Below are 22,295 nucleotides of genomic sequence, written 5' to 3'. Positions count from 1 at the left end.
CCATGACCGACCTGACCAAAACGCCCGTCACCGTGATTACCGGATTCCTCGGGTCGGGGAAAACGACCCTGATCCGCCACCTGATGCAAAACCCGCAAGGCAAGCGATTGGCGGTTCTGGTGAATGAATTCGGCACGGTCGGCGTCGATGGCGACATCCTGAAAGGCTGCGCCGACGAAAACTGCCCGGCCGAGAGCATTCTGGAACTGTCCAATGGCTGCATCTGCTGCACCGTGGCCGATGATTTCATTCCGACGCTGGAACGGTTGATGGCAATGGACCACCAGCCCGATCACATTCTGATGGAAACCTCGGGATTGGCCTTGCCCAAACCGTTGCTCAAGGCCTTTGACTGGCCTGCGATCCGGTCGCGCATCACCGTTGACGGGGTGATCGCGCTGGCCGATGCCGAGGCCGTGGCGGCAGGCCGCTTTGCGCCGGACGAGGCAGCCGTCCAGACCCAGCGCGAGGCCGATGACAGCCTGGATCACGACACCCCGCTATCCGAGGTGTTCCAGGATCAGATCGCCTGCGCCGATGTCATTCTGCTGACCAAGGCGGATCTGGCGGGCGACACCGGTCTGGCGGCGGCACGTGAACGGATTGCCGCCGTGGCGCCGCGCAAGCTGCCGATGCTGCCGGTCGCTGACGGTGCGATTGATCCGGCGCTGATCCTGGGGTTGTCGGCGGCGGCCGAAAACGATCTGGACGCGCGCCCCAGCCATCATGACGGCGCGCATGATCACGAACATGATGATTTCGACACCGTGGTCATCGACCTGCCCGAATTCGCCAGCCCTGCAGAGGTCGCCGCCGCAGTCGAGAAACTGGCGCGGGAACAGAACATCCTGCGGATCAAAGGTCATGTGGCCATCACCGGAAAACCCATGCGCCTGCTGGTTCAGGCCGTCGGCACCCGAATACGCCACCAGTTCGACCGCCCTTGGGGCGACATGCCGCGCCAGTCGCGGCTGGTCGTGATTGCCGAACATGACCATATCGACGCCGAAGCGATCCGGCGCATCCTGACAGGGCCAGTGCCAGCCTGATGCATGTCGTTTTTCGCGAAAGCCACGGCCTGGAAGAAGCGGACACACCCTTTGACCCAGGGCAATCACCGGCGGATCTGGTGGTGCTTTCCTATTCCGACAGCGATCTGGGGGCTTTCGCGGCGGGCTGGCATCGCGCGGGTGGCGCGTTGCCGACGCTGCGCCTGTGCAACCTGGTCGCCTTGCGCCACCCGGTTTCGGTTGACACCTATGTCGAACAGACACTGGGTGGTGCAAAGGCCATTCTGGTTCGCCTGATCGGTGGCGAATCCTATTGGTCATACGGGCTTGCCTCGTTGCGCGATCATGCGATGCGGCACAAGATCGCGCTTGCCGTTCTGCCTGCAGATGGTCGCGACGATCCACGGCTTGATGACATATCGACCGTGCCGCGATCCGTGCTGCACGTGCTGCGTAGGCATTGCGACAATGGTGGCCCTGTCGCGGCGCAGGCGGCGCTGGCAGAGCTTGCGCTTGCGGGCGGGCTTCATGCCGCGCTGGTCGAGGGCGCGGAACCTGTACCTGAATGGGGGTTCTATGATCCCGATCGCGGTATCCTGGCCAACCCTCCGGCGCGGCCCTGTGTGCTGGTCCCTTTTTACCGCAGCTACCTGACGGCTGCCGACACTGCACCGATTGACGCATTGATCCGGCAACTTGTGCAGGCCGGCGTGGCGGCGTGCGGGGTCTTTGTTCCGTCCCTGAAAGCACCGGGCTTGTCCGAATGGCTGGGCAACAGGATGACATCGGCACCCATAGCGATCATCAACGCGACCGGGTTTTCCGTGCGTGCCGAAAATGGTGCAACACCCTTTGATGCCTTTGACTGCCCCGTCTTTCAGGTCGCGTTGTCGACCAATCGTCACCAGGAATGGGCCAAGGCCGATCGCGGCCTGTCGCCCGCCGATCTTGCCATGCATGTCGTGCTGCCCGAGGTCGATGGCCGTCTTTTTCTTGGATTGATCAGCTGCAAGGCGGTCAGCCCCCGCGATCCCGATCTGGAATACAGCCGCTTTGTCCACCAAGCCATGCCCGAACGGATTTCGGCTGCCGTGCGCCGCGTGCTGGCCTGGTGCAACCTGTCCCGCGAACCCCGCGCATCACAACGGATTGCAATGGTGCTGTCGACCTATCCGGGACGCGACTGGCAGATGGCCCATGCCGTGGGGCTGGATGCGCTGGCATCCGCGGATCACGTCGCGCAACTTTTGCGCGACCGGGGGTACAGGGTTGCACCGGAACCCCGCGCCGATGCCCTTGATCACGCATCTATCGAATGGCCGCTGGATGACTATCTGGCCGCGCTGTCCGGCCTGCCCGCCATTCTGCAAGACCAGCTTGCGGCGCAATGGGGTGATCCGACCGATGATCCTGCCTGCGGCACAAATGGTTTTCGCTTTGGGGCGCTGTGGCGGGGGAATTTGCTTCTGGCCCTGCAACCCGATCGTGGACACGCATCGCAAAAAGAGGCCGATTATCACGATCTGACACGCGTGCCGCGCCATGCCTATGTCGCGTTTTACCTGTGGCTACGCAGCCAGGGAATCGATGCGATGATCCATATGGGTGCCCATGGCACGCTTGAATGGCTGCCGGGAAAATCGGTTGCATTGGGACAGGATTGCTGGCCTGACGCCTTGCTTGGCACCCTGCCGGTTGTCTATCCCTTTATCGTCAACGACCCGGGCGAGGCTGCACAGGCCAAGCGCCGGATCGGGGCCGTGACACTTGGCCATATGCCACCACCGCTGATTGCGGCAAATGTGCCTGACGGGCTGCTGAACCTTGAACGGCTTCTGGATGAATACTCGACCGCCGACGGGCTGGACCCCAGGCGGCGCGAGCGACTGACGCGCGACATTCGCGACGAAGCCGTGGCCGCCGGCGTCGCACAGGATCTGGGGATTCCCGAACAGGCCGGCCCCGCCGAGGTCATCAGCCGTATCGACCGGTTTGTCTGCGACATCAAGGAAAGCCAGTTCGGCGACGGGCTGCATGTATTTGCAACGGGGCCGCATGCCGAATCCGAAGCCAAAGGGCTGATGGCGGCCCTCAGCGGTGCCTTTGTCCCGCCCGGCCCATCCGGTTCGCCGGCGCGCGGGCGTCATGACGTGGTCCCGACGGGGCGCAACCTGTTCAGCGTCGATCCGCGCGGGGTGCCGACACCTGCCGCCCAGGCACAGGGTGTCCGGCTGGCCGAGGAATTGCTGCGCCGTCACCTGCAGGATCACGGGGATTGGCCAAGGGGGCTGGTGGTGGATCTGTGGGGCAGTGCGACAATGCGCACCGCAGGCGAAGAATTCTCGATGGCGCTGCATCTGGCCGGACTTGCACCCGTCTGGGATCAGGGCGCGGCGCGGGTGACGGGTATCGAGGTCATCCCCCTTGCCTTGCTGGACCGCCCGCGTATCGATGTCACCCTGCGGGTCTCGGGATTGTTCCGCGATGTGTTCCCGACATTGGCGCAACTGTTCGAAACCGGGGCCGAGGCACTGGCGCAGCGCGACGAAGATCCCGGCGACAACCCCTATGGCATCCGCTCGCCCCGCGTCTTTGGACCGCAACCGGGTCAATACGGGCTGGGTCTTGGCGATCTGACGGACGATTTTTCGGACATGGCACGCCAGGCGGCAGGCGAGGCGTGGTTGAACGCCTCATCCTGGGCGATTGGCCAGGATGGGCGGTCAACACCTGAACGTGCCGCGCTGGAAGCCAGGCTTTCACAGGCGGACAGTTTCGTCCATGCACAGGATCTGCGGGAAAGCGATTTGCTGCTGGCGGCCGATTATGCCGGCCATGAAGCGGGCTTCGCTGCGGCGTTGGCTCGGATCGGCGCGGCACGACCTGCGCTTTACCATTTGGACAATACCCGTCCCGACCGCCCTTCTGCGCGCAGCCTGACCGAAGAAATCGCCCGCACGGTTCGGGCACGGGCGGCCCAGCCCCAATGGGCCGATTCCATGATGCGGCACGGCTTTCGCGGTGCCGCGGAAATCGCCGCAACGCTGGATCATCTGGCGGCTTTTGCACATCTGGCGCAGACCGTGCCGCCACATCTGTTCGATCTTTACCATTCTGCGACACTGGGACGCCCCGAGGTCGTGGCGTTCATGGATCAGGCGAATCCGGCTGCGCTCTGCGCGATGCGCGATCTTTTTGATCGTCTTGCGCAGGCCGGACTGTGGGTGACGCGCAGCAATTCGATCGCGGCAATGATGGGGCCGGAACGATGAGCGCGGTCCGAGGTTGGTGCCCCGGGGCATTGCGGCCGATGGAATCGGGTGACGGGCTGATCTTGCGCATCAAACCCCGACAAGGCCGCCTCTCTGCCGCTCAGGCTGCGGCTGTTGTCACGGCCGCGCGACAATACGGGCATGGCAAGATCGAACTGACCAGCCGCGCCAATCTGCAAATTCGCGGCATCACGCCTGACGCCTATCCCAAGCTGTTGCGGGGCCTGCAATCTGCAGGACTGATCGACAACGATATCGCCGGCGAAACGCGGCGCAATATCATCCTGTCACCCTTTGCGGATGCCGAAACCCGTGCGCTGGCTGCCGATCTGGAAGCTCGCCTGACAGGTTGCGGCCTCACACTGCCTGCAAAATTCGGCTTCGCCATCGACTGTGGCCCCGCGCGCGTGCTGACAAGGGATTCCGCCGATATCCGCGTCGAACGCGGGGAAACCAACGGGCTGATCCTGCGCGCGGATGGCTGCGCCACCGGCCGTGCATTGAAGGATCCGGATCAGATCATCGAACTTGCACAATGGTTTTTGGACATGGGCGGAGCCCCGGACGGACGAGGGCGGATGAAGGCGCTGATCGCAAAAGGGATCCACCCAGACAACGCGGATATGCGCCCGACCGCTGCGGCCGGGCCATATATGCCCGGACTGACCCCGCATGGCCGGTTGATCGGGCTGGAATTCGGGCAGATTGATGCCGCGATGCTGATCTCTCTCAGCCAACAGGCTGATCTGCGCCTGACGCCATGGCGCATGATTCTGGTTCCCGCCACTGCGCAGCCCGGCAACGCGACGGGGCTTGTGATGAACGGTGACGACCCCCGCCTGCGGGTTCATGCCTGCACCGGGGCGCCCGGCTGCCCCAAGGGGCATGCCCCCACGCGCGACCTTGCCCGCAGCCTTGCCCCTTGCCTGCCTGCCGATGCCGTTCTGCATGTGTCGGGATGCAGCAAGGGCTGCGCTTGGCCGCGCAAGGCGGACATCACGCTGACGGCAACCGCCTCGGGTCGCTTTGACCTGATCCGCAACGGCACGGCATCAGACCCGCCCGCGCAACACGCCCTGATGCCCCATGAAACCAGAAAGGCACTCTAATGCCACATATCTATGAAACGGACGGTGCGGAAATCTATCGCCGCTCATTCGCGACCATTCGGGCCGAGGCCGATCTGTCCCGCTTTGGCCCCGATGAAGAAATTGTCGCGGTGCGCATGATCCACGCAGCGGGCATGATCGGATTGGAACATCATATCCGCTTTAGCCCCGACATGGCCATTGCGGCACGCAAGGCGCTGCTGGCGGGTGCGCCGGTGCTGTGTGACGCACGCATGGTCAGCGAAGGCGTCACGCGCGCCCGGCTGCCCGCCGACAACCGGGTTCTCTGCATGTTGCATGATCCTGCGGTGCCCGAAATCGCAGCCAGAATCGGCAACACGCGGTCTGCTGCGGCGCTTGAATTGTGGCGTCCCCATCTTGGGGGGGCCGTGGTCGCCATCGGCAATGCACCCACCGCCCTGTTTCACCTGCTGAACATGCTGGAATCCCCGGACTGTCCGCGTCCGGCCGCGATTATCGGCTGTCCGGTCGGCTTTATCGGCGCGGCGGAATCCAAGCTGGCACTGATCAGCGCACCGCCCGTTCCTTCGATGATTGTCGAGGGCCGGCTGGGCGGATCCGCCATGACGGTTGCGGCCGTCAACGCATTGGCAAGCCGGAAGGAATAGGGCATTGGGCAAGATCATTTGCGCGGGCCTCGGCCCCGGCGATCCCGACCTGATCTCGGTGCGTGCGCATCGCATCCTGCGCAGCGCACGGCATGTGGCCTTTTTCCGCAAGGCCGGGCGTCAGGGACAGGCACGGCGGATCGTTCAGGGACTGATACCTGACGATGCGATCGAATACCCGATGGAATATCCCGTCACGACCGAAATCCCCTTTGACAGCCCCGAATATAACGACCTGCTTGCGTCATTTTATGACAGCTGGGCGTCGCGGCTGGAAACCATGGCCGCGGACCGGGACATCATCGTGCCATGCGAAGGAGATCCGTTTTTCTACGGGTCTTTCATGCATCTGTATGTGCGGTTGCGCGACAAGGTCGAGATCGAGGTGATCCCCGGCATTCCGGGCATGGCCGGGTGCTGGAACGCCACGGGGACACCGGTCACCTGGGGCGATGATGTCATGTCGGTGCTGATGGGCACGCTGCCACGGGCCGATCTGGTTCGTCATATGCAGGTTGCAAATGCGTTGGTCATCATGAAAACCGGGCGCAATCTGCCCAAGATCCGACAGGCGCTGGCGCTGGCCGGGCGGCTGGAGGACGCTTGGCTGATCGAACGTGGCACGATGCCGGGGGAACGCGTCGTCCGCCTGCAAGAAGTCGAAGACCATGATTGTCCCTATTTCGCGATCGTCATGGTGCATGGGCAGGGCCGACGCCCCGAACGCCGCATCCCCGAGGCCGCACAATGAGCGGCTGGATCGCGGTCGCCGGATTGGGTCCCGGTGCGCCCGAACTGATCACCCCCGACGTTGCCGCCACGCTGGAAAAAGCCACCGACATCATCGGCTATGGCCCCTATGTCGCGCGCATTGCGCAACGCGATGGCCTGAACCTGCACGCATCCGACAACCGGGTCGAGCTGGACCGCGCCTGTCATGCGCTGGAACTGGCGGCATCGGGGGCGCGGGTCGTGATCGTATCCTCGGGCGATCCGGGGGTCTTTGCCATGGCCTCGGCCCTGTTCGAGGCGGCCGAATGCTGGCCCGCGCCGCTGCCGGAAATACATGTCCTGCCCGGAATCACGGCCATGCTGGCCGCCGCCGCACGCGCGGGGGCTCCGCTGGGGCATGATTTCTGCGCCATCAACCTGTCGGACAATCTCAAGCCCTTCGCGCTGATCGAACGACGGTTGCGGCACGCGGCGCGAGGTGACTTCGCGATGGCGTTCTACAACCCCCGCTCGGCGACAAGACCGCATCAATTCGCGCGGGTGCTGCAAATCCTGCGCGAGGAATGCAACGACGACCGACCGGTCATTTTCGCCCGTGCTGTCTCGACCCCGGAAGAAAGCCTGAAAACCGTGGCCCTGCCCCAAGCCACGCCCGAAATGGCCGATATGCGCACCGTGGTTCTGGTCGGAAACTCGATGACGCGACAAGTCGGTCGATGGATCTATACCCCGCGCCGCGCCGAGGCCGGGTGATGCAGCCAGTCCAGCACTTCTTCGGCCCTGTCCACGATCTGGCGCTGCGGCATGCGGGGGCGTTCGATCATCACCACCGGCACGGCAAGGCGGCGCGCCGCAAGCAGCTTGGCCCGCGCCGCCATTCCCCCGGCGTTCTTGGCCACCAGATGCGTGACACGAAACCGGGCCATCAGCGCAAGATCATCGTCAACGGAAAATGGTCCGCGCGCGATCACGGCATGCGCGTCTGCCAACGGCAGTTCATGTTCGGGTCTGTCCACCAGACGCAACAGGTAACGGTTCGCCTTTTCGGCAAACGGGTCCAGATTCTGCCGTCCGATAGCAAGAAACACCCGCGCCCCTCCATCGGGCAAAGCCGCCGCAGCGCCCCTGTAATCCGCGACATTCAGCCATTTGTCCTGCGCTTCGGCCTGCCACGGCGGGCGTTGCAGGGCCAACAACGGCGTTGCGCGTTCCGTGCAGGCCCGTATCGCGTTCAGGCTGATATTGGCCGCGAAGGGATGGGTCGCGTCAACCACATGGCTGATCCCGTGCTGCCCGATATAGGCGGCCAGACCATCTGCCCCGCCAAACCCACCGATCCGCTGCTGCAGCGGTTGGGTGCGCGGAACATGGGTGCGGCCGGCATAGGAAAAGATCGCGTCAATACCGGCATCCGCCAGCAGCCGCGCCAAATGGCTGGCTTCGGTGGTGCCCCCCAGCAAAAGGATGCGCGTCATGACTAGGCCCTGGCTGACATTGATCGGTATCGGCGAAGATGGGGCAGACGGGCTGTCGGATGCAAGTCGCCTGGCACTGCAAGAGGCGCGGATCGTCTTTGGCGGGTCGCGCCACCTTGCCCTTGCCGGGGTCGGGGCGCGGGGCCGTGCCTGGCCGGTGCCCTTTGACATCTCTGAATTGCTGGCCTGCAAACCTGCCCCCGTGGCGGTACTGGCATCAGGCGATCCATTCTGGTTCGGCGTCGGGGGCACATTGGCCACCCATCTTGATCCTGCGGAATGGCGCGCCATGCCGGTCGCGGGATGTTTCTCACTGGCCGCTGCGCGGTTGGGCTGGCGTCTGGAAGCCACGCCCTGCCTTGGGCTGCACGCGGCAGAGTTCGCGCAACTGCGCCCCTATCTGTCGCGGCATTGCAAGATCATCGCCACGATACGAGACCCGAACGCCCCCGCGCAATTGGCAGCCTGGCTGAGCGCAAGGGGCCTTGGGGACATGGACATCGCGGTATTGGAACGCCTGGGTGGCCCCGAAGAGCGTATCCGGTGGAGTCGCGCAAAAGATTTCGATCTTGGCGGTATCTCGGCACCGGTGGCCGTTGCCCTGCATGGCAACAAGCTGACCCGCCGGGCGGGCCTTTCCGCCGCGCCCGGTCGCCCCGATTCCGGGTTCACGCATGACGGCCAGATCTCGCGCGCGCCGATCCGCGCGATGACTCTGGCGGCGCTGGCACCGCGGCGCGGTGAATTGTTGTGGGATATCGGTGGCGGCTCGGGTGCGATCAGCGTCGAATGGGCGCTGGCGGGGGGGCGTGCGATCTGTATCGAACCCCTTCGCGAACGGATGGCCAATATCAAACGCAATTGCGCCGATTTCGGTGTATCGCACCGCGTCACCGGGATCGAGGGCCACGCACCGGCGGCACTGGATGGCCTGCCCGAACCCGACGCCGCGTTCGTCGGCGGGGGGGCTTCGGCGGCGCTTCTGGACCGGATATGGGCTTTGCTGCCCCGGGGTGCGAGGCTGGTCTGCAATGCCGTCACGCTTGAAACCGACGGCCTGCTAACCGCCCGCCATGCCGAATATGGCGGTGACCTGATGCGGATTCAGCTTTCACACGCGACCCCCCTTGGCCAAGGCCGTGGCTGGCAATCCGCCCGCCCGATCACGCAATGGAGCGTGACCAGATGAGGATCGCCGGAATCGGCTGCCGCAAGGCCGCGCCACCTGCCGCGCTGCGGGATGCGTTGCTGCGCGCATTGCTGCAATCCGGCCCCGTGCAGGCCATCGCGACAATTCCCGCCCGCAAGGCAGAGTTGCAGGCCCTGAACCTGCCCCTGCTGCTGGTCGAAATCGCCGAAATATCAACCCCTACGCAATCACCACGCATCCAGCGGCTGTATCGCACAGGTTCTGTCGCCGAGGCAGCCGCCCTGGCCGCCTGCGGCAAGGATGGCGTGATCGTGGTGTCGCGCGTCATCAGCGCCTGCGGCACCGCCACGGCAGCCATTGCAGAAAGACCCGAACAATCATGACCATTCACTTCATCGGCGCCGGTCCCGGCGCGGCCGATCTGATCACCTTGCGGGGGCGCGACCTGATCGCGGCCTGCCCGGTCTGCCTCTATGCCGGCAGTCTGGTGCCCCCGGAATTGCTGAGCCATTGCCCTGCCGATGCCCGCGTCATCAATACCGCGCCCTTGTCGCTGGACCAGATCATCGACGAAATGGCGCGCGCCCATGCCGCGGGACAGGATGTGGCCCGGTTGCATTCGGGGGATGTTTCGGTTTGGTCGGCAATGGGGGAACAGCTTCGTCGACTGAAACGGTTGCACATCCCCTTTGACGTGACGCCCGGTGTTCCGGCCTTTGCGGCCGCCGCCGCCGCGCTTGGGTCAGAGCTGACCTTGCCGGGGCTGGCGCAGTCGGTGGTGCTGACGCGCACGCCCGGGCGCGCCTCGGGCATGCCCGAGGCCGAGACCCTGAGCAATTTTGCCCGCACCGGCGCGACCTTGGCGATTCATCTGTCGATCCACGGACTGAAGGATATCGCCCAACAGCTGACGCCGTTCTATGGTGCCGATTGCCCGGCCGCCATTGTCTGGCGGGCCAGCTGGCCTGATCAGGAAATCGTTCGTGCAACCCTTGCCAATATCGCCGATCGCGCCGGCCATTTCGACCGCACCGCACTGATCTTGGTCGGACCGGCATTATCGGCCCGCGATTTTCACGACAGCCGGCTCTATGCAGCCGATTATGACCGCCGCTACCGGCCTGTCGGCCCCGAACCAAGGTTTCCCGAATGACCCAGACAGAACTGACCCCGGGCCTGATGATTTCGGCCCCCTCTTCGGGCACCGGCAAGACGATGCTGATGCTGGGCCTTCTTGGGGCGCTGCGCAAACGCGGGATCCGGGTGCAGCCCTTCAAATCGGGGCCGGACTATATCGATCCGGCCTTTCATCTGGCGGCTTCGGGACGGCCATCGTTCAATCTTGACAGTTGGGCGATGGGGGCGGCCCAGATCGGCGCGCATCTGCAAGGGCGCGATCCGGCAGACATGGTGCTGGCCGAAGGGTCAATGGGGCTGTTTGACGGCGTGGCGACGCCGGGCGAGGTCGGCATCGGCGCAAGCGCGGAAATCGCGGCCATGACCGGATGGCCGGTATTGCTGGTTCTGGATGTGTCGGGTCAGGCACAATCCGCAGCGGCCATCGCCCAGGGGTTCGCGACATTCATGCCCGAGATGCCGTTTGCCGGCGTGGTCCTGAACCGCGTTGCCTCGCCCCGCCACGAGGCCCTGATCCGTGAAGGCATGGCGCGCGCCGGTATCGCGGTGCTGGGCGCGCTGCCCCGACGGGGGAATATCGAACTGCCCGAGCGCCATCTCGGTCTGGTTCAGGCCGAAGAAACCCCCCATCTTCGCGCCATTCTGGATCACGCATCGCAGTTCGTTGACGAGCATTGTGATATTGATGCCATCATGGCCTGCGCGGCAGCCAGGGTGGCGGCACCGACGCCGCAATACCGACCGGCGCCACCGCCAGGGCAGCGCATTGCCCTGGCCCGTGATGCGGCCTTCAGCTTTGTATATCCGCATCTGATCGAAGAATGGCGCAGTCAGGGCGCGGAAATCCTGCCGTTTTCACCGCTGGACGATCAGGCCCCCGATGACAGTGCCGATTGCTGCTGGTTGCCGGGCGGCTATCCGGAACTGCACGCCGGAAAGATCGCAGAGGCCAACGGCTTTCGCGATGGTTTGACCCGGTTTGCCCGGACGCGCGCCGTGCATGGCGAATGCGGCGGCTACATGACGCTGGGGGCGGGCCTGATCGATGCCGATGGTCAGCGTCACCGCATGGTCGGGTTGCTGGGGCTGGAGACCAGCTATCAGAAACGGCGGATGCATCTGGGCTATCGTGTGACCCGGCTACTGGCCCCGATGCCCGGTTTGCCAGCAGGGCAGACCCTGCGCGGGCATGAATTCCATTATGCATCGATCCTGTCGCAACCCGATGCCCCGCTGGCACAGGTCAGCGATGCCAATGCCAATGCCGTGCCGGAAACCGGTTCATACCACGTCTTGCCCGGTGGTGGACGGGTATCGGGAACCTTCTTTCATCTTATCTCCCGGCACGGGAACGCTTGACCCGCAAGCTGCGATGCCATTTAGCTAAGGGCCTGATCGGTGCCCGCATGGACGCAAAGCGTCGGGCTTCATCGGGAATGGGGAAGGGTGGACCAAATCGCGGCACCCAAAGCCCCAGCCGCCCCCGCGACTGTATGCGGAGAGTGTGCTTCACCCAAGCCACTGGCCCCTTTCGGGACCGGGAAGGCCGAAGCCACACCTTGACCCGCAAGCCAGGAGACCGGCCGTCAGCCCATAACCAACAGCCGTCGGGTGTGACGGCAAAAGGAGACTGACATGCATATCGAACCCGGAATCGTCACCGGCGCAAAACTGGCGCTCAGCTATGGAACGGCAGCGGCCGCCGGCGCCTATGGATTGCGGCTGGCCTTCCAGAGCGCACAGGAAAAGGGCTGGACATCGCTGGCATTGCGCAGCGTGCTGACCACCGCTTTGGTGTTCTGCTTCTTCGAAATATTGCCCCATTTCCCGGTGGGCGTTTCGGAAGTTCATTTCATTCTTGGCTCAACCTTGTTTCTGCTGTTTGGCGCTGCGCCTGCCGCGATTGGCCTGGCACTTGGGCTGCTGGCGCAAGGGGTGTTGTTTGCGCCCTTCGATCTTGCGCAATACGGCATGAACGTCACAACGCTTCTGGTCCCGCTTTTCGGCCTGTCGGCCCTGGCGAACCGGATCATCGCGCCCGGCACGGCCTATGTTGATCTGCGTTACGGACAGGCGCTGGCGCTGTCCACGGCCTATCAGGGCGGTGTTGTTGCCTGGGTGGCATTCTGGGCCATCTTCGGTCAGGGCATCGCAGGCATCGGCGGCGTGGCGACGTTCGGGATTGCTTATATGGCCGTGATTCTGATCGAGCCGCTGATAGACTTGGCCGTTCTGGCCGCAGCAAAATCCATGCGCGCCCTGCAAGGCAGCGCTCTTGTCACGCCGCGTCTGTTCGCCTGAGCAACGCGGTATCGGCGCGGGGCATTGATCCCGCGCACCCCAACAAAGAGGTCTGCATGATCGAACTGAGCCTGGTCGGCATCGGCACCGGCAACCCCCGGCATCTGTCCCTGCAGGCCATCGACGCGATTCAAGCCGCCGACCTGATCCTGATTCCGCTGAAAGGCGCAGAAAAACAGGATCTCGCAGATCTTCGGCAGGCCATGTGCCGCGCATATGCGTTGCCATCCTGCAAGATCGCCGCCTTTCCCCTGCCCCGCCGCGATACCGGCACTGACAGTTATCGCAAGGCTGTCGACGATTGGCACGACGCCATCGCCACGTGCTGGCACGACCAGATCCGCGCCAATCTGCCCCGGGGCGGCAAAGTCGTCTTTCTGATCTGGGGGGATCCTTCTCTATATGACAGCAGCCTGCGTATCGCCGACCGGCTGGAGTCGAAACTGTCGATACGCAGGCAGGTGATTCCCGGAATCACCGCCATTCAGGCACTGTGCGCCGCCCATGCCATAACGCTGAACACGATCGGCGAGCCGGTTCACATCACCACCGGTCGCGACCTGCGCGATCAGGGCTGGCCCGCGCAAACCAACACGGCGGTCGTGATGCTGGACGGCGGCAATGCATTTCTGACCCTGCCCCCTGACAGGGTGCATATATGGTGGGGCGCATTCCTGGGCATGCCGGAACAGGTCTTGCTAAGCGGCCCGCTGGACCGGATCGGACCGCAAATCGCCGAAACCCGTGCAAAGGCCCGCGCCGCGCATGGCTGGATCATGGATGTCTATCTGCTGCGGCGTCAATGACCGGACTCCGGCACCTTGACATGCGGGGCTGCGTTCGCGTCATCGGGAAGCAGCACGATCTGGGAACCGACCTCGAAATTGTCAAAGCTGTGCCGCCAGACGTGATGGGGCCACCAGACCTGCATTGCACCATCCGCGGGCATGTAGGCCGCCGTATACAGGGTGCCGAACCCCATCGAAAACGCCGTCGAATACAGGGGCGGACGCAGGAACATGCTGATGAAACGATCCTGCGTTTCGGGATGCAGGGTCAGCCGGTTCAACAGGAAACGCTGGCGTTCGACGGTTGCGGTAAACCGGGCATGTCCGGGCCATTCGACGCGTTCCTGATGGTTGGTGGCAACCGGAACCTGTGAAATGACCGTGGGTCGGTCGGGCGTCAGATATGCGGTGAAATACCGCCTCTGGGCGTCGAGGACCGTGACGTTATAGCTCATGTGGCAGGGCACGCGACGCAGCACTGCAGCCGCGTCGTCCAGCGTTTCGCAGGTTTGCAGGATATAGCGCAGGATCAGCGGAATTCCGAAACCCTCGCCGACATCGCGACGCCCGCCAAATGTCAGCGACAATGCCAACCCGGCATCGTTCATCCCGTCAATCAGCCCGAACATCCCGTCGCTCATCCCGATGACGCGCCGGCCCTGCCACGCCGTGTGCATCAGGATCGCATCGAAGGCCTTTGGGCTGTAATCGTAATTGCGCACCAAAAGAGGCTTGTCGCCCTGCCAGATCGCCTGACTGCAGCCCGACAGATAACGCGGCGGACAATAAAAGCTGAGAAAGCGGGCGGCGCTGTCGCCACCGCCTGCCAGATCGCAAAGCCGGTCGTAAAGCGGCAGGATCTCGGGCATGTGCTGCGTCAGCGCCAGTCGGCATTCGCGATAGGTTGGGCGGCCTGAAAACCCTTCGCTGGCCCACCATTTGCGATAAGATGGCCAATACAGGTCAAACAACCCGGCCCAGATCGGACCGGGCTGTTCTTCGCTGACAGCCTTGAAAAGCAACGACATCTTGCGCTTTACATGAGTTTGAACGCCGGCGGTTCCATGGCTTGCGCGGCGGGCAGCGGTTCGGCGACATAAGCGTTCTTGATACCGTGGATCCATTTCTGGGCCCGCTCGGTCAATTTGAATCCGGCCGTCATCGACCTGCCGCGCGTCACCAGAATACCCAGATCGGCACCTTCATAGCGATAGTCCCCGGCACCCGAGATCCGCAGGAAAAAGGCCTCGTTCTCGGATTCGACCGCGCGGCGGTGGTAATCGAACCGGTCAAAAACCACCCGTCCATCGTCAAGCATCTTGTAGATCCCGCTTTGCGGCGCATGGGTGATCATGTCGACATTGTCCTCGGTGTGTTTGATCACCATCTGCGACCAGCTGTCGATCATGTCGGGATCAGCCCATCTTGCATTCAGCTCGGCCACGTCCAGCTCGAACGGTTTTTTCGAAAACGCCAGCAAGTGGAACAGGAACAGCGGCGCATCCGCATGGGCGAAAGCCGCATGGTTCGTCATCGAGCTTGCGCCGGTGATACGCGGATTCAACTCACCCAGCCACAGATCGCCCGTCTTCTTGTCGATCAGGAAATCCAGTTCGAAATAGCCACGATACCCTTCCTTGCGCAGCTGCTCACCGAATTTGAAGGTCAGGTCGCGGGCCTGCTGGCGCACCGACGGCTTGAACGAGGTCGCAAAGATTTCATTGCCACACCAGCCGCCACGATAGGGGGTCAGTTCCTTGAAACCGACCAGTTCGGTCATCAACGGCCCCACAATCGTGCCCTGCTGGGTGACGCAAGCTTCGATTGCCGATCCGCGACAACTGATCCGCTTCATGATCTTGATCTCGCCCTGACCGACGATCTCGTGTTCATGCTTGCGGAAATCGGCCTCGGATTTGATGAAGAACGTGGTGTGGCCGCTATCGCCAAAGGCGGATTGCAGCACGAGGTCATTGCCCAGTCCCGCCTTGGCGCAGATCTTTTTCAGGTCGGCATAGTCCTTGACGACGGACAGCGTGTTGGGCACCGACGGCACACCCGCCTTGTTGCCGATACGCACGGTTTCGATCTTGTTGTCGCAACGTTCACGCAGCTTCGCCTTTGGGAACCAGATCTCGCCGCCCAGTTCCTTGACCAGCATTTCTGTCTTTTCATCAAACATCAGGAACACGAATTTCGGCTTGCCACCCCGGCGCTTGACCAGATCGATGACTTCCTTGTGCTGAAGAAGATAGTTGTTGATATCCTCGATGGACTGGAACTCATCATGCGGGACTTCGGAGGGAACGAATACGTTCGGATGCCGCCCGTCAAAACAGTCCATATAGCAGATATACTTGAAGTTCTTCACCCATTCGTCGATGCCCAGCAAATTGAAATTCGTGGCCGAGACGAAATAGACCGGGTCGGTATTGGTGTGGAAATAGCGCCGGATCTCCGAGATGTTCTTCAGCGTCTTCTTCGGCATGTGCCGTTCCCCCTGTTGCAGGTCAACATCTTTTATTGTCGCTACCATGACGCTTGCACAGCCGGGCGCTTCTCACAAGCCCGCTGGCGGGCGGGCAGCGTCATCGGAAGCTCTGATCATGAAAGAACACCCGCCACCGGCTTGCGGAGACGGGTGTTTCGGACGTTCATTCGCCGCTATTGGCAACCTTGAGCGGCAGCTCGGGCGCGATTGCCGGCTGCGATGGCGCGAAGGCCGGTCCGGGCACTGCGCTGGTTGCGGGCGTGGCCAACATGCTGCGCGGATCCGCGCCATGCAGCCCGGCCACCGAACCTTGCCCCGGCGTCTGCAATGGACCCAGCCTTTGCAGATAGCTGTCGGTGCCGCTGCTGCGATCATAGACCGAGAAATCGACGCTGCGATCACGAAAGCTTTTCAGAACCTGGCCAAGCCCTTTCATGCCGGTTTCCCGCTGCCTGCGCACCTGATCCAGATCGACCTCGATCGGAAAGATGTCTTCCTGACCGCCGGATTGGTGCAGCACGGTCGCAGAAGGATCAACGACCAGGGACCGTCCAACGCCCCCCGCGCTTAGCCCATTGACGTCAAAGACATAGCACTGGAATTGCGCGGCCGTTGCGCGCGCGATGGCCAGTTCGGCATCCCGGTCGGTGGTTCCGGTCAGGACCGGATGCAACAACACCTCGACACCCTGGCTGGTCAATTGACGGGTCGTTTCCGGGAACCAGATATCATAGCAGATCGACAACCCGAACCGCCCCACTTCGGGTACGTCGAACACGCAGAACTCGGTTCCCGCAGCGATACCCTCTTCATAGGGGCGGAAAGGGAACATCTTGGAGTATTTGGCGACAATCTGCCCGTCGGGATCGATCACCACAGAGGTGTTGAAAATCCGCCCGTCTTCAGCCTGTTCGAACATCGAGCCGGGTATAAGCCAGATCCGGTGCTGGCGGGCCTTGTCCTGAAACTGCTCAAGCGCCGTGTTGGGAAATGGCTGGGCAAATTTGTTCAGGGGGCCATAGGGCGCCAATTCGCTGAAAAGCGCCATCTGCGTCCAGGGAAAGCGCGCCATCAGAATATCGACGCGCTGCAACATGGCTTCGACATTCGACTGCAGCGCCGAAACATGCATCTGTATGCCTGCAATCGCAAAGGGGGTCATTCTTAATCAATTCTCCTGCAATTTCGCCCGCGGCACTCCCGCCGCGCACGACCAAATCTTGATAATTATGTGTTGCGCGCTGCCCGGTTTACAATGCGCAACCCGACGTCCAAGGCAGCGCCGGGCGGTATCTGCCTGAATTTCGGGCAAAACAGATCGGCCGTTCAGTCTCCTGTCATGCGCCGATACCCGCCCGATACCGTTCCCGGCACGGGCGGGATCGATAATCAGGCGGCGCGGGTGCCCACGACGGATTCGCGCGCCACGCGCAAAGACTCGGTCAGGATATCGAGGGATTCGGCAAAAACCTCGTCCTCGATCGTGATGGGCGACAGAAAGCGGATGACGTTGCCGTAGACGCCGCAAGTCAACAGGATCAACCCGCGCTTCAACGCCTCGTCGCGCACCGCGGCGGTCAACTCTGGCATTGGGGTGCCATCGGCGTCAATGAACTCTGCCGCGACCATGAAACCCGGACCACGGATATCTGCCATCTCGGGCACTTCGTTCTGCAACCCCGTCAGGCGCGATTTCAATTGATCGCCAAGCGCCTGCGCGCGATCGCACAGTCCTTCGCCGGCAATCACGTCCAGAACCGCCAGAGCAGCCGCAATTCCCAGCGGACTGCCGCCATAGGTGCCGCCCAAACCGCCGGGCTGCGGCGCATCCATCACTTCGGCGCGCCCCACGACCGCGGACAGCGGATAGCCCCCGGCAAGGCTTTTCGCCATGGTCATCAGGTCCGGGGCAACATCATAGTGATCCATCGCAAACAGCTTGCCCGTCCGTGCAAACCCGGTCTGCACCTCGTCGGCAATCAACAGAATGCCATGCTGATCGCAAATCTCGCGCAACCCTCTCACCAGCTCGGCCGGGGCAGGATAAAAGCCGCCCTCGCCCTGGACCGGTTCGAAAATGATCGCGGCAACCCGCGCGGGATCGACATCGGCCTTGAACAGGTTCTGGATCGCCGCCAGCGAATCCGCCGACGAAATGCCATGCGCTTCGGTCGGGAACGGAACATGGAACACATCGGCAGGCAGAGCACCGAAACCCGCCTTGTAGGGCTGAACCTTGCCGGTCAGCGCCATGCCCATGAAGGTCCGCCCGTGGAAACCGCCCGAAAAGGCGATCACGGCCTGGCGGCCGGTATGGGCGCGCGCGATCTTGATGGCGTTCTCGACCGCTTCGGCGCCGGTGGTGGCGAACAAGGTCTTCTTCGCGAAATCGCCGGGCGCGGCGGCATTCAGGCGCTCTGCCAGTTCGACATAGTTTTCATATGGCGCAACCTGATGGCAGGTATGGCTGAAATGATCGATCTGGGCCTTGACGGCCTCGACCAGACGCGGGTGGCCGTGGCCGGTATTCACCACCGCGATACCGGCGGCGAAATCTATGAAACGGTTGCCTTCGCTGTCCCACAACTCGGCATTCTTGGCACGGGTCGCGAACAGGGGCGTCGACACACCCACCCCGCGCGAGATCGCACTTGCGCGGCGGGCGGAAAGTTCTGCATTGGTCATGGCATATGTCCTCAAACTGTGATCAATATATTAACCAAAGTGATCTTAGTGACAAGATGCCTTGAATGACCGACATATGATCGGCCTATTTTTGCCGGGGCAGCGAACAACGAACGAAGCGAGCAGGCATGAACGAAGACGATTTCGATATTGGAACCCGGCTGCGCAAGCTGCGTCAGCTGAAAAAGCTGTCGCAACGCCAATTGGCCGCACGGGCCGGCGTGACCAACGGGCTGATATCCATGATCGAACAGAACAAGATCAGCCCCTCGGTCGCGAATCTGAAAAAGATCCTGGACGGTCTGACCACCAGCATGGTCGAGTTCTTCGTCGAAGACAGCGAAGAACCCAAGACCTTCTGGCGCAGCACTGAATTGCCATCGATCCGTTCCGCCGCCGTTCATGGCCCCGAGGCCACCGGCGCCAAACTGTCGCTGTTGCGGATCGGGCGCGCGGGTCAGAACAACCTGATGCTGCTGCACGAAACCTATGATCCGGGCGCCGATACCGGCCCCACCCTCTATAGCCATGAATCCGAAGAAGCCGGAATCGTGCTGGAAGGCGAAATCGAAATCACCGTCGGCGACGAGATCGAAGTGCTGGGACCGGGCGACGCCTATATCTTTGACAGCCGCCGCCCCCATCGTTTTCGCAACACGGGCACCAAGCGTTGTGTCGTGGTCAGCGCCTGCACGCCGCCGACCTTTTGACGCCACGCATTGCCCGAACCGAGCGTTCGGCTATTCGGCCATCGACTGCAACGCCGCGGCCGTAAACACCCGCAACCCCAGATCGGGGCGATAGCCGTGGATTTCGCTGACATCCAAGGCCCGCATGAAGGTCAGGATTTCACGGCTGATGACCTGACCGGGCACCAGAATCGGGAATCCGGGGGGATATGGAATGATGAACGAGGCCGAAACCAGTTCTTCGCCTGCCTCCAGCTTTTCGCGCAGGGCCTGATCAAGATCCAGGTAGTCGCAGTTATCTTCGTTATACGACAGGAAGAACGCACTGCGGATATCCCCTTCCGACGTGCCACCCTGACGGAACGCCGCGTGGAACCGGCTGAAATCGGGCAGCGGCGGCACCTGTTCGACAAGGCTTTTCACGCGCGCATCAAAGGCCCGCCGCTCCATCTTGGAGGCGTCATCCAACAAATCCTCCAGATCCTTGGCGATGCTGATCAACACCTCGATCAGATAGGCAATCGAAGATCGCGTCGTGCCGATATTGGTCATGAACAGCACGGTATTGCGCGAGGTCTTGTTGATCTGAATCCCGTGCTTGTCCATTAGGATCTTGGTCTTGAACGTATCTCCATCCCAGCCGGTGCCACCGACGGTGATCGTGACCTTGGTCGGATCAAGAACGAATTCATCCGTCGCCCAGTAATCCCAGGTATCGGTCCAGCCACGCCGGGCATCGTAATAGGCCTCGACCCCACTTTCGCGGTATTGCGACGGAATCATGTCCGCCAAGGTCAGCACCTTGAAGTATTTCGACAGCAGCGGATGGGTGGTGACGGCGCGACGCAGTGACATTGCGCTTTCAATCTGACGCTGGACGAATTCATATCCTTCCAGCTCCACCTGACGCCGCCCGACATCCAGAGAGGCGATGATCTGATAGTTCGGCGAGGTCGAGGTGTGCGTCATATAGGCTTCGTGGAAGGCCTGCTCGGTCTCGCCTTTGAAGTCCTGATCATAGACATGGATCATCGAACCCTGACGCAGCGAGGTCAGCGTCTTGTGGGTCGACTGGGTTGCATAGACCCGCACCCGCGCATCGGGCGGCGCGACCAGCCGGGTGTCCAGCCAGGTCGCGTCATCGGCATCTTTCAATGCCTCGCTTTGGGCGTGCCATTGCTCTTGACGTTCGGGCTGACGCAGCTTGCCGCGAAGGCTGCAGGCGGAATGCATGGCCGTGCGTTGGCGGAATGCCGGGTTGAACCTTGCATAGGCGAACCAGGCTTCGTCCCACAGGAAAACAAGGTCCTTCTTGATCGCCAGGCATTCCTCCATCACCCGTTCGACATTGTAGATAAGCCCGTCGAAGGTGCAGTTCGTCAGCAAGACCATTCGCACGCGGTCCAGCTTGCCCGCCGCGCGCAGTTCCAGCAATTTATGCTTGATCTCACGCACGGGCACCGCGCCATACATCGAATGTTCATGCAGCGGATAGCTGTCCATATAGACGACGCTGGCCCCGGCCAGCACCATTCCGTAGTGATGCGATTTGTGACAATCGCGGTCCACAAGCACGATATCGCCGGGCCTGATCAATGCCTGCACGACGATCTTGTTGCAGGTCGATGTGCCATTCGTTGCAAAGAAGGTCTGCTTGGAACCAAAGGCCCGCGACGCGGCCTCTTGCGCCTTCTTGATCGGACCGCGCGGTTCCAGCAGGCTGTCCAGCCCGCCCGATGTCGCCGAGGTTTCTGCCAGAAAGATATTTGGGCCATAGAACGCGCCCATATCCTGGATCCAATGGCTTCGGGCAATCGATTTGCCCCGGCTGATCGGCATGGCGTGGAACACACCGGTGGGTTGCTGTGAATATTCCTTCAACGCGGTGAAGAACGGCGTCTTGAAGCGGCTGTTCACGCCGCGAAGAATGTTCAGGTGCAGTTCGAAGAAATCTTCCTGATTATAGAACACCCGACGGCAACCACCCAGATCCTGCGCGGCGATACGCTCGGCCGAGCGGTCCGTCACCAGATAGGTATCCAGTTCGGGCCGGATATTGTGAACCAGACGGCAGGTTTCGGCGCCGAACTCTTCGGGATCGAGGGCATCGACATCCTCATCGCCGGTTGCGCGCCGCAGATACTTGTTCAGCAGCTTGACATTGTTACGTGATTTCAGCGCCAGACCAGGACGGACCACGACCGCCTGAACGTTGTGATTGAACAGAATCGCGATCAGCGCGTCTTCCAGGCTGGGCACGATCACCGGTTCATAGATGAAACTGTCTTCGGGCCGGCGCGCATTCTGCAACCGGGACCGCAGCCAGCGTTCCTGATGTTCATTCAGGTCATCGACGATCAGCACCTCGAAATAGGGACGCCCCAATGCGCGCGCATCCGGCGTCAGGGATGCTTCGTCCTCGAAATCCTCGTTCTCGCTGTCTTCTGCGGTCAGGTGAACGGTCCGGCGTCGATAAGCCCCGGAAATCAGCGCCCGGGCCGCACGCCGTACGGAATGCGTGAAATCGGCTATCTTGCGCTGTTCAAGCAAGCGTTGCATGTACCCAAAGGCCGACGCCCCCGGAAAGGCCCAATAGGTTTCGATCGGCGCAAGCGCGGCCATCAAATCCTCGGCGTCCTTGAGCAGCTTTCGGCTTTTGCGGCCATCGGTTCCGTGCAGGGCCAGTTCTTCGGCCACGTCGCACAACACGCTCCAGCGATCGGCACGCAGCTGGGTGGCGCTGTAGTAATCACCGATATCTGGCAGGGCACCGGGCGAAATGGCCGGGCGGGTCTTGGCGGCCAAGGTCTCTTCAGAATCCGGCATA

19 protein-coding genes and 1 riboswitch are annotated in these 22,295 nt (G+C 62.3%); of the genes, 13 read left to right on the top strand and 6 right to left on the bottom strand.

The window, feature by feature from the left end:
• Positions 1-2: 2 nt before the first annotated feature.
• The 6 genes from cobW to cobJ are packed head-to-tail and all read left to right on the top strand — an operon-like array spanning position 3 to position 7,505.
• Entirely contained in the window at positions 3-1,049 is a 1,047-nt protein-coding gene (cobW, locus tag PAF17_RS06455) for a cobalamin biosynthesis protein CobW (protein WP_271888274.1), read from the top strand.
• The gene (gene cobN / locus PAF17_RS06450; protein WP_271888273.1) at positions 1,049-4,282 is read left to right on the top strand and encodes a cobaltochelatase subunit CobN; all 3,234 of its coding nucleotides are present in this window, start codon (positions 1,049-1,051) and stop codon (positions 4,280-4,282) included. The genes cobW and cobN overlap by 1 nt, the downstream gene beginning before the upstream one ends.
• Positions 4,279-5,391, top strand: a complete 1,113-nt coding sequence (cobG, locus tag PAF17_RS06445) for a precorrin-3B synthase (RefSeq protein WP_271888272.1) — start codon at positions 4,279-4,281, stop codon at positions 5,389-5,391. The genes cobN and cobG overlap by 4 nt, the downstream gene beginning before the upstream one ends.
• Positions 5,391-6,020: a precorrin-8X methylmutase gene (locus PAF17_RS06440; protein ID WP_271888271.1), complete on the top strand. Its 630-nt coding sequence runs from the start codon at positions 5,391-5,393 to the stop codon at positions 6,018-6,020. The genes cobG and PAF17_RS06440 overlap by 1 nt, the downstream gene beginning before the upstream one ends.
• Positions 6,021-6,024: 4 nt before the next feature.
• A complete protein-coding gene (gene cobI, locus PAF17_RS06435) occupies positions 6,025-6,771 on the top strand; it encodes a precorrin-2 C(20)-methyltransferase (protein WP_271888270.1) in 747 nt (248 codons plus the stop codon).
• Positions 6,768-7,505 (top strand): precorrin-3B C(17)-methyltransferase, encoded by a 738-nt coding sequence (gene cobJ / locus PAF17_RS06430; RefSeq protein ID WP_271888269.1) that lies wholly within the window; start codon positions 6,768-6,770, stop codon positions 7,503-7,505. Before cobI ends, cobJ begins: the two co-directional genes overlap by 4 nt.
• On the opposite strand, the gene PAF17_RS06425 is transcribed toward cobJ, so the two are convergent.
• Positions 7,475-8,227: a cobalt-precorrin-6A reductase gene (locus PAF17_RS06425; RefSeq protein WP_271888268.1), complete on the bottom strand. Its 753-nt coding sequence runs from the start codon at positions 8,225-8,227 to the stop codon at positions 7,475-7,477. The genes cobJ and PAF17_RS06425 overlap by 31 nt on opposite strands.
• On the opposite strand from PAF17_RS06425, the gene cbiE reads away from it, so the two are divergent.
• The 6 genes from cbiE (at position 8,226) to cobF (ending at position 13,621) form a co-directional block, all read left to right on the top strand.
• Positions 8,226-9,416: a precorrin-6y C5,15-methyltransferase (decarboxylating) subunit CbiE gene (cbiE, locus tag PAF17_RS06420; protein ID WP_271888267.1), complete on the top strand. Its 1,191-nt coding sequence runs from the start codon at positions 8,226-8,228 to the stop codon at positions 9,414-9,416. The genes PAF17_RS06425 and cbiE overlap by 2 nt on opposite strands.
• The gene (locus PAF17_RS06415) at positions 9,413-9,760 is read left to right on the top strand and encodes a cobalamin biosynthesis protein (RefSeq protein WP_271888266.1); all 348 of its coding nucleotides are present in this window, start codon (positions 9,413-9,415) and stop codon (positions 9,758-9,760) included. The genes cbiE and PAF17_RS06415 overlap by 4 nt, the downstream gene beginning before the upstream one ends.
• Positions 9,757-10,530 carry a precorrin-4 C(11)-methyltransferase gene (gene cobM, locus PAF17_RS06410; RefSeq protein WP_271888265.1) on the top strand — a complete coding sequence of 258 codons (774 nt, stop codon included), beginning with the start codon at positions 9,757-9,759 and terminating at the stop codon, positions 10,528-10,530. Before PAF17_RS06415 ends, cobM begins: the two co-directional genes overlap by 4 nt.
• A complete protein-coding gene (locus PAF17_RS06405; RefSeq protein ID WP_271888264.1) occupies positions 10,527-11,873 on the top strand; it encodes a cobyrinate a,c-diamide synthase in 1,347 nt (448 codons plus the stop codon). The genes cobM and PAF17_RS06405 overlap by 4 nt, the downstream gene beginning before the upstream one ends.
• A 19-nt stretch (positions 11,874-11,892) precedes the next feature.
• Positions 11,893-12,116, top strand: a riboswitch (cobalamin riboswitch).
• A 33-nt stretch (positions 12,117-12,149) separates the two neighbouring features.
• On the top strand, positions 12,150-12,815 hold the full coding sequence (locus tag PAF17_RS06400) for an energy-coupling factor ABC transporter permease (protein ID WP_271888263.1): 666 nt from the start codon (positions 12,150-12,152) through the stop codon (positions 12,813-12,815).
• Positions 12,816-12,871: 56 nt separating this feature from the next.
• A complete protein-coding gene (gene cobF / locus PAF17_RS06395) occupies positions 12,872-13,621 on the top strand; it encodes a precorrin-6A synthase (deacetylating) (RefSeq protein WP_271888262.1) in 750 nt (249 codons plus the stop codon).
• On the opposite strand, the gene PAF17_RS06390 is transcribed toward cobF, so the two are convergent.
• The 4 genes from PAF17_RS06390 to PAF17_RS06375 form a co-directional block, all read right to left on the bottom strand.
• Complete coding sequence (locus PAF17_RS06390; protein WP_271888261.1) at positions 13,615-14,631, bottom strand: C45 family autoproteolytic acyltransferase/hydolase; 1,017 nt, start codon at positions 14,629-14,631, stop codon at positions 13,615-13,617. The two genes, cobF and PAF17_RS06390, sit on opposite strands and share 7 nt — an antisense overlap.
• An 8-nt stretch (positions 14,632-14,639) precedes the next feature.
• Positions 14,640-16,091, bottom strand: a complete 1,452-nt coding sequence (locus PAF17_RS06385) for a biotin carboxylase (RefSeq protein WP_271888260.1) — start codon at positions 16,089-16,091, stop codon at positions 14,640-14,642.
• A gap of 166 nt (positions 16,092-16,257) precedes the next feature.
• Positions 16,258-17,256 (bottom strand): carbon-nitrogen hydrolase family protein, encoded by a 999-nt coding sequence (locus PAF17_RS06380; RefSeq protein ID WP_271888259.1) that lies wholly within the window; start codon positions 17,254-17,256, stop codon positions 16,258-16,260.
• A gap of 227 nt (positions 17,257-17,483) precedes the next feature.
• Positions 17,484-18,779 carry a 4-aminobutyrate--2-oxoglutarate transaminase gene (locus PAF17_RS06375; RefSeq protein ID WP_271888258.1) on the bottom strand — a complete coding sequence of 432 codons (1,296 nt, stop codon included), beginning with the start codon at positions 18,777-18,779 and terminating at the stop codon, positions 17,484-17,486.
• A 128-nt stretch (positions 18,780-18,907) separates the two neighbouring features.
• Between PAF17_RS06375 and PAF17_RS06370 the strand changes: the two genes are divergently transcribed.
• A complete protein-coding gene (locus PAF17_RS06370) occupies positions 18,908-19,489 on the top strand; it encodes a cupin domain-containing protein (RefSeq protein ID WP_271888257.1) in 582 nt (193 codons plus the stop codon).
• A gap of 30 nt (positions 19,490-19,519) precedes the next feature.
• Here the strand turns inward: PAF17_RS06370 and PAF17_RS06365 are convergent, their stop codons facing one another.
• Positions 19,520-22,294, bottom strand: coding sequence for an aminotransferase class I/II-fold pyridoxal phosphate-dependent enzyme (locus PAF17_RS06365; RefSeq protein ID WP_271888256.1), 2,775 nt, complete (start codon positions 22,292-22,294; stop codon positions 19,520-19,522).
• Position 22,295: the final 1 nt, after the last annotated feature.

The sequence above is a fragment of the Paracoccus onchidii genome, assembly GCF_028294535.1.
Classification (GTDB): domain Bacteria; phylum Pseudomonadota; class Alphaproteobacteria; order Rhodobacterales; family Rhodobacteraceae; genus Paracoccus; species Paracoccus onchidii.
The sequence above is the reverse complement of the archived record's forward strand: the minus strand, read 5'-3'. Positions and strand labels throughout refer to the sequence as shown.

Coding starts and splice junctions, on each gene's coding strand:
- cobW (WP_271888274.1), top strand. CDS start 3: ATGACCGACCTGACCAAAACGCCCGTCACCGTGATTACCGGATTCCTC.
- cobN (WP_271888273.1), top strand. CDS start 1,049: ATGCATGTCGTTTTTCGCGAAAGCCACGGCCTGGAAGAAGCGGACACA.
- cobG (WP_271888272.1), top strand. CDS start 4,279: ATGAGCGCGGTCCGAGGTTGGTGCCCCGGGGCATTGCGGCCGATGGAA.
- PAF17_RS06440 (WP_271888271.1), top strand. CDS start 5,391: ATGCCACATATCTATGAAACGGACGGTGCGGAAATCTATCGCCGCTCA.
- cobJ (WP_271888269.1), top strand. CDS start 6,768: ATGAGCGGCTGGATCGCGGTCGCCGGATTGGGTCCCGGTGCGCCCGAA.
- cbiE (WP_271888267.1), top strand. CDS start 8,226: ATGACTAGGCCCTGGCTGACATTGATCGGTATCGGCGAAGATGGGGCA.
- PAF17_RS06425 (WP_271888268.1), bottom strand. CDS start 8,227: ATGACGCGCATCCTTTTGCTGGGGGGCACCACCGAAGCCAGCCATTTG.
- PAF17_RS06415 (WP_271888266.1), top strand. CDS start 9,413: ATGAGGATCGCCGGAATCGGCTGCCGCAAGGCCGCGCCACCTGCCGCG.
- cobM (WP_271888265.1), top strand. CDS start 9,757: ATGACCATTCACTTCATCGGCGCCGGTCCCGGCGCGGCCGATCTGATC.
- PAF17_RS06405 (WP_271888264.1), top strand. CDS start 10,527: ATGACCCAGACAGAACTGACCCCGGGCCTGATGATTTCGGCCCCCTCT.
- PAF17_RS06400 (WP_271888263.1), top strand. CDS start 12,150: ATGCATATCGAACCCGGAATCGTCACCGGCGCAAAACTGGCGCTCAGC.
- cobF (WP_271888262.1), top strand. CDS start 12,872: ATGATCGAACTGAGCCTGGTCGGCATCGGCACCGGCAACCCCCGGCAT.
- PAF17_RS06390 (WP_271888261.1), bottom strand. CDS start 14,631: ATGTCGTTGCTTTTCAAGGCTGTCAGCGAAGAACAGCCCGGTCCGATC.
- PAF17_RS06385 (WP_271888260.1), bottom strand. CDS start 16,091: ATGCCGAAGAAGACGCTGAAGAACATCTCGGAGATCCGGCGCTATTTC.
- PAF17_RS06380 (WP_271888259.1), bottom strand. CDS start 17,256: ATGACCCCCTTTGCGATTGCAGGCATACAGATGCATGTTTCGGCGCTG.
- PAF17_RS06375 (WP_271888258.1), bottom strand. CDS start 18,779: ATGACCAATGCAGAACTTTCCGCCCGCCGCGCAAGTGCGATCTCGCGC.
- PAF17_RS06370 (WP_271888257.1), top strand. CDS start 18,908: ATGAACGAAGACGATTTCGATATTGGAACCCGGCTGCGCAAGCTGCGT.
- PAF17_RS06365 (WP_271888256.1), bottom strand. CDS start 22,294: ATGCCGGATTCTGAAGAGACCTTGGCCGCCAAGACCCGCCCGGCCATT.